Genomic DNA, 6,100 nt, shown 5'->3' with positions numbered 1-6,100 from the left:
GACGTGGCGGTGGTGCACGCCACGGGTGGTCATGCACTGGTGCGCCGCGTCGATCAGGACGGCCACGCCGGCCGGCCGCAGGCTGTCGGTGATCGCGTCGGCGATCTGCTGGGTCATGGTCTCCTGGGTCTGGAGTCGGCGGGCGAAGATCTCGACCACCTTGGCCAGCTTGGAGATGCCCACCACCCGGTTCGTCGGCATGTAGGCCACGTAGGCCTTGCCCAGGAACGGGGCCATGTGATGCTCGCAGTGGCTCTCGACCTCGATCTCGCGGAGCATGACGATGTCGTCGTAGCCCTGCACGTCCTCGAAGGTGCGGCTGAGCTCTTTGGCCGGGTCGAGGTTGTAGCCCTCGAACCACTCGGCGTAGGCGTCGACCACGCGCTTGGGCGTATCGATCACGCCCTCGCGGCGCGGGTCGTCCCCGGCCCAGGCGATCAACGTGCGGACGGCCTCCATGGCCTCTTCGCGCGTCGGGCGCACCACCGGCTCAAGGTTTCCGTCGTCGGACCCGATGAGGGTTCGGTCGCGGGAAATGGCGTCCATGAGAGAGCGTTTCTTTCCAGGGCTGAGTTGCGCCGGGACGAAGGTCCCGGAAATGACGCGTGCCACCCTTTCACTTCGGACGGGGCTTGGGTTGGCCTCCGGTCCGGGCGATCTGTATATGGGCGCAAGGCCCATCCGGGCAACCGTTCCGCAGCGTTACCGTGAGATATGACCCTTAGCCTCTACGACACCATGAGCCGCGAGAAGCGGCCCTTCGCGCCCAAGGATCCCGGCCGGGTGACGATGTATGTGTGCGGGCCGACGGTCTACAACTTCGCCCACATCGGCAATTTCCGGCCGGTGGTGGTGTTCGACCTGCTGTTCCGGGTGCTGCGCGACGTCTACGGCGAGGACGCGGTGCTCTACGCCGCGAACGTCACGGACGTGGACGACAAGATCAACAAGAAGGCCGCCGACGAGGGCGTGCCGATCAAGACGATCAGCGACCGCTACCTCGATGCCTACAACGCCGACGCCGCTGCGCTGGGCGCGCTTGCGCCGACGTTCCAGCCCCGAGTCACCGAGACCATGGACGCGATCGTTTCGATGATCGGCGACCTCGTCCGCAACAACGGGGCCTATGAGGCCGAAGGCCACGTGCTCTTCGACACCCAGGCGTTCAGCGACTACGGCAAGCTCTCGGGCCAGCCGATGGACGCGATGATCGCCGGCGCCCGTGTCGACGTCGCCCCCTACAAGCGCCACCCGGCGGACTTCGTGCTGTGGAAGCCGTCCAAGCCCAGCGAGCCCGCGTGGGATAGCCCCTGGGGGCCGGGCCGCCCCGGATGGCATATCGAGTGCACGGCCATGATCCACGAGGCGCTGGGCCTGCCGATCGACATCCACGGCGGCGGCGAGGACCTGAAGTTCCCGCACCACGAGAACGAGCTGGCGCAGGGTGTCTGCTCGGGTCATGGCGGCCGCGAGTACGCCCACGTCTGGATGCACAACGGCTTCCTGAACATGGCCGAGGAGAAGATGAGCAAGAGCCTGGGCAACGTCGCCCTCGCCCATGACCTGCTCAAGGCCTATCCGGGCGAGGCGATCCGCTGGGCGCTGCTCTCCGGCCACTACCGCCAGCCGCTGGAGTGGACCGACACCCTGATCGAGCAGGCGAAGAGCGCGCTCGACCGGCTGTACCGGGTGCTGGACGACTCCGCCCGGTTCCTGGCCGGCGAGCCGGCCGCCGACGGCTGGCAGAGCGCCACGGCGGCCGCCGAGCACGCCAACGTCCGCCACGCGCTGCACGACGACCTGAACACGCCCAACGCGTTCGCCGCGATGTTCCAGCTGGCCGACAAGGTGCGCGCAGCCGTGATGGCCAAGGACGCGCGCGCGGTGGCCAGCGGCCGGGGCCTCTTGCTGGAGGCCGGGAACCTGATGGGCTTCCTCGCCGCCGACCCGCAGTCGTGGTTCCAGAGCGGGGCCGACGACGACCTGAAGACCAGGGTCGAAGGGCTGCTCGCAGATCGGCAGGCGGCGCGGGCCGCCAAGAATTGGCCCGAAGCCGACCGTATTCGTGGCGAACTCGCCGCGCTCAATGTGGAGGTTATGGACGGTCCCAGCGGCGCCACCTGGCGGATCAAGGAGCAGGCATGAGCCCCTTCAAGCCCGGGCCCGATCTGTTGGCCAAGCCGGGCGGCCGCCGCGGCGGCATGGGCCCGCAGACCCTGAACCTGAAGACCGAGGGCAAGCCGCCGCCGCCCAAGGGCCCGAGCGGCGTCCGGATCGAGGACCGCATCGGCGTCCAGGCGCCGGCCGAGGTGATCTGGGAGATCGTCTACGACCTCGGCCGCTGGCCGGAGTGGAACCCGACCTATCCGAAGGCTGAGGGCCAGATCCGCATCGGCGAGATCCTGGACCTGACCCTGGCGCTGCCGGGCCAGCCGGAGCAGGCGCTGAAAGCCAAGGTGCTCGACTGGGTGCCCAACGAGCAGCTGCACTGGCGGCTGACCCTGCTCGGCGGGCTGATCAAGACCCTGCGCTACATCGAGATCACCCCGCTCTCAGAGGTCGGCTGCATCGTCGACAACGGCGAGATCTTCGGCGGCCTGATGGGCCCGTCGCTGGGCCGGCGGATGGCGCGGCCGGTGCGCCAGGGCTTCAAGGCGATGAACGAGGCGCTGAAGGCGCGCGCCGAGGCGGAGTGGGCGAAGCGGAAGGGCTAGGCGGCGCGGGGCTCCATCACCTGGATCCGGTCGCTCGCCCGCGCGCGGATCGTGCAGACGAGCCCGGATCTCCTGAAGTCCAGCTTGACCTCGCCCTGCAGCTCCATGGCCACGCCGCGTTCCAGCAGGCGCGAGCCGAACCCCCGCCGCTTGGGCGGCGTCACCTCGGGCCCGCCGCTTTCACGCCAGACGATCGTCAGGTCCTGGCCGCCGTCGATGTCGACCTCGATGTCGATCCGGCCCTCGCCTTTCCAGGCGCCATGCTTCAGCGCGTTGGTGGCCAGCTCGTGCAGCGCCATGCCCAGGCTCACCGCCAGGTTCGCATCCAGCCGCAGGTCCGAGCCTGTGATCTCGAACGGCCGCCCGTAGGGCTTCAGCGTCGAATCCGCCAGCTCGCGCAGTGAGGCGCTCTCCCACTCGCGCTTGACCAGCAGGTTGTGGGTCGACGACAGCGCCATCAGCCGCTCGATGAAGAGGTCGCGGGCGTCCTGCATGTCCCGGGCGTCCGACAGCGTCTGCACCGCCACCGACTGCACCGAGGCCAGGGTGTTCTTCACCCGGTGGTTCAGCTCGTCCAGCAGGAGCTTCTGGCGGGACTCGTGCTCGCGCATCTCCATCATCGTGTTCATGGCGCCCCGCAGTTCCTCCAGAGCCGCGTCCCGCTCGGCCAGGCTCACCTGCAGCGCCGCCGTCGAGGGCAGCGCGATCGCCTTGGGCAGCAGGGGCCAGAGCGCCACGGCGGTCACCAGCGACACCGCCGCCGTCGCCGCCTTGATCACCGCCTCGACGCCGTAGTCGGGGTTCCACAGGGTCCAGATCATCATGAAGTGCGTGACCCCGCACAGCATGATGAAGGCCACGAACATCCAGACCGCCCAACTGAAGCGGACATCACGGCGGTGATAGAGGAACACCCCCAGCGCCAGCGGTATGGAGAAGTAGGCGATGCCGATCAGGAGGTCGGAGACCGCGTGCGTCCAGATGAGTTCCGGGCGCCAGAGGAGACAGATGCCGTGCGGGCTGAGCGACTGGGTCTCGAACAGCGCGCGGACAGAATCCAACAGGCCCATCGGAAGTCCTCCCGGCTGGGTGTCGACAAGGGACCGCATAGCAATCCCAGGCTGCTCCGAGTCCCGCAACAACCAACGCGCCCAGTTGGAGTTTCTGACTTTTTAGTTCATTTTCTCGGCCTGCCTGCTGAGGAGATGACCAATGGCCGGGAAGATCGGGCGCACGGTTGCAGACTCCACGCCCGAGTGGCCGGAACCGCCCAGGCCGCCGAAGGGCGCGCCCAACATCCTGGTGGTGCTGTTCGACGACGTCGGCTTCTCGGACTTCGGCTGCTACGGCTCGCCGATCCGCACGCCCAACATCGACCGGCTGGCCTCGGAGGGGCTGCTGATGGCCGGCTTCCACACCACGGCCATGTGCTCGACCACGCGGGCGGCCCTGCTGACCGGGCGCAACCACCACGCCGTCGGCATGGGCTGCCTGGCCAACTTCGACTCAGGCTTCCCCGGCTATCGCGGCAAGATCGCTAAGGAGGCCGGCACGCTGCCCGAGATGCTGCGGCCGCACGGCTATCGGAACTACATGGTCGGCAAGTGGCACGTGACGCCGCTCACCGAGACCGGGCCGTCCGGGCCGTTCGACGGCTGGCCGCTGGGCCGCGGCTTCGACCGGTTCTACGGCTTCATGGACGCCGAGACCGACCAGTACGCGCCCGAGCTGGTGCGTGACAACACGCCGATCCCGCCGCCCGGCACGTTCGAGACCGGCTACCACCTGACCCCCGACCTGGTGGACCAGTCGATCCGCTACATCGCCGACCACACGGCCGACGCGCCCGATACGCCCTGGCTGCTGTGGCTGGCGCCGGGCGCCTGCCACGCCCCGCACCAGGCGCCGGCCGAGCTGATCCGGCAGTACGACGAGGTGTTCGCCGACGGCTGGGACGCCGAGCGCGAACGCCGGCTGGAGCGGCAGAAGGCGCTGGGGATCGTGCCGTCCGACACCCGCCTGCCCGAGCGCAACGACGGCGTGCGGCCCTGGGACAGCTATTCCGCCGACGAGCGGCGCGTCTTCACCCGCCTGCAGAGCGCGTTCGCCGCCATGCTGGACCACGCCGACCAGCACATCGGCCGGTTGGTCGAGTTCCTGGAGCGCGCCGGCCTGCGCGACGACACCCTGATCCTGGTGATGAGCGACAACGGCGCGTCGCAGGAGGGCGGGCCGCTGGGCTTCGTCAACGCCATGGGGCCGTTCAACTTCCGCGGCGAGCCGATGGAGGAGAAGCTGGCCCGGATCGACGACATCGGCGGGCCCGACACCCACTCGAACTTCCCGCACGGCTGGGCGATGGCGTCGAACACGCCGCTGCGCCGCTACAAGCAGAACACCCACGGCGGCGGCATCCGCGATCCGATGGTGATCTCGTGGCCCAAGGGGCTGGCGGCGCGCGGCGAGGTGCGGGAGCGGTTTGCCCACGCCTGCGACGTGGTTCCGACGGTATTGGACCTGATCGGCATCCAGCCGCCGGCCGAGGTGGCGGGCGTGAAGCAGTGGCCGCTGGAGGGCGAGAGCTTCGCCGCGGCGCTGACCGATCCCGCCGCGCCTGCGCGGTCGAAGGCCCAGCACTTCGAAATGTTCGGCCACCGTGGGCTCTGGAAGGACGGCTGGAAGGCGGTGGCGTTCCACCCGCCCGGGACGCCGTTCGACAACGACCGGTGGGAGCTCTACCACCTCGACCGCGACTTCTCCGAAACCGACGACCTGGCGGAGCGCGAGCCCGAGAAGCTGCAAGCGCTCATCACCGAGTGGTGGACCGCGGCCGAGGCGCACAAGGTGCTGCCGCTGGACGACCGCTTCGGCCCGCGCTTCGCCGAGAACGCGGCCCGGGCCAACGCCAACCGGCGCCGGTTCGTGTTCCACAAGGGCATGGGCCACCTGCCGACCGACGTCGCGCCGGACGTGCGGGCCCGGACCTATCGCATCGAAGCCGACGTCTCGCTGAAGGGCGGCGAAGAGGGCGTGCTGCTGGCGCACGGCGACGCCACCAGCGGCTACAGCCTCTATCTGAAGGACGGCCGCCTGCATCACACGCTGAACATTGGCGGCCAGAAGACGACGGTGAGCTCGACCGAGCCCGTGCCGGCGAGCGCCACACGCCTGGGCGTGGCGGCGCGTCAGAGCCCTGAGGGCCTCCGCACCTTCACCCTCCTGATTGACGGCCGCCACGCCGGCGAGGTCACGGCCACGACCGGCTTCGTGACCTTCGTCTCCTGGTCGGGCCTCGACATCGGCCTCGATCGCAGCAGCCCCGTCGCCGACTACCCCGCGCCGTTCGCGTTCACCGGCGTCCTGAAGAAGGTCACCGTGATCCTGGA

The 6,100-nt window shown here is 69.2% G+C and carries 5 protein-coding genes; 3 read left to right on the top strand and 2 right to left on the bottom strand.

What is annotated here, in order from left to right; all coding sequences use genetic code 11:
* The coding region (folE, locus tag VGD44_RS25520) for a GTP cyclohydrolase I (protein ID WP_331091441.1) at nucleotides 1-546 on the bottom strand (546 nt) is incomplete at its 3' end.
* 168 nt (nucleotides 547-714) lie between these two features.
* On the opposite strand from folE, the gene cysS reads away from it, so the two are divergent.
* Nucleotides 715-2,145, top strand: a complete 1,431-nt coding sequence (gene cysS / locus VGD44_RS25515) for a cysteine--tRNA ligase (RefSeq protein WP_331091439.1) — start codon at nucleotides 715-717, stop codon at nucleotides 2,143-2,145.
* On the top strand, nucleotides 2,142-2,714 hold the full coding sequence (locus VGD44_RS25510; RefSeq protein ID WP_331091437.1) for an SRPBCC domain-containing protein: 573 nt from the start codon (nucleotides 2,142-2,144) through the stop codon (nucleotides 2,712-2,714). The genes cysS and VGD44_RS25510 overlap by 4 nt, the downstream gene beginning before the upstream one ends.
* Here the strand turns inward: VGD44_RS25510 and VGD44_RS25505 are convergent.
* The gene (locus tag VGD44_RS25505; RefSeq protein ID WP_331091435.1) at nucleotides 2,711-3,784 is read right to left on the bottom strand and encodes a sensor histidine kinase; all 1,074 of its coding nucleotides are present in this window, start codon (nucleotides 3,782-3,784) and stop codon (nucleotides 2,711-2,713) included. The two genes, VGD44_RS25510 and VGD44_RS25505, sit on opposite strands and share 4 nt — an antisense overlap.
* Nucleotides 3,785-3,926: 142 nt before the next feature.
* Between VGD44_RS25505 and VGD44_RS25500 the strand changes: the two genes are divergently transcribed.
* Nucleotides 3,927-6,100, top strand: a 2,174-nt coding sequence (locus VGD44_RS25500) for an arylsulfatase (RefSeq protein WP_331091433.1), incomplete at its 3' end; no start/stop codon positions are given.

The organism is Phenylobacterium sp. (assembly GCF_036402295.1).
Classification (GTDB): domain Bacteria; phylum Pseudomonadota; class Alphaproteobacteria; order Caulobacterales; family Caulobacteraceae; genus Phenylobacterium.
The sequence above is the reverse complement of the archived record's forward strand: the minus strand, read 5'-3'. Positions and strand labels throughout refer to the sequence as shown.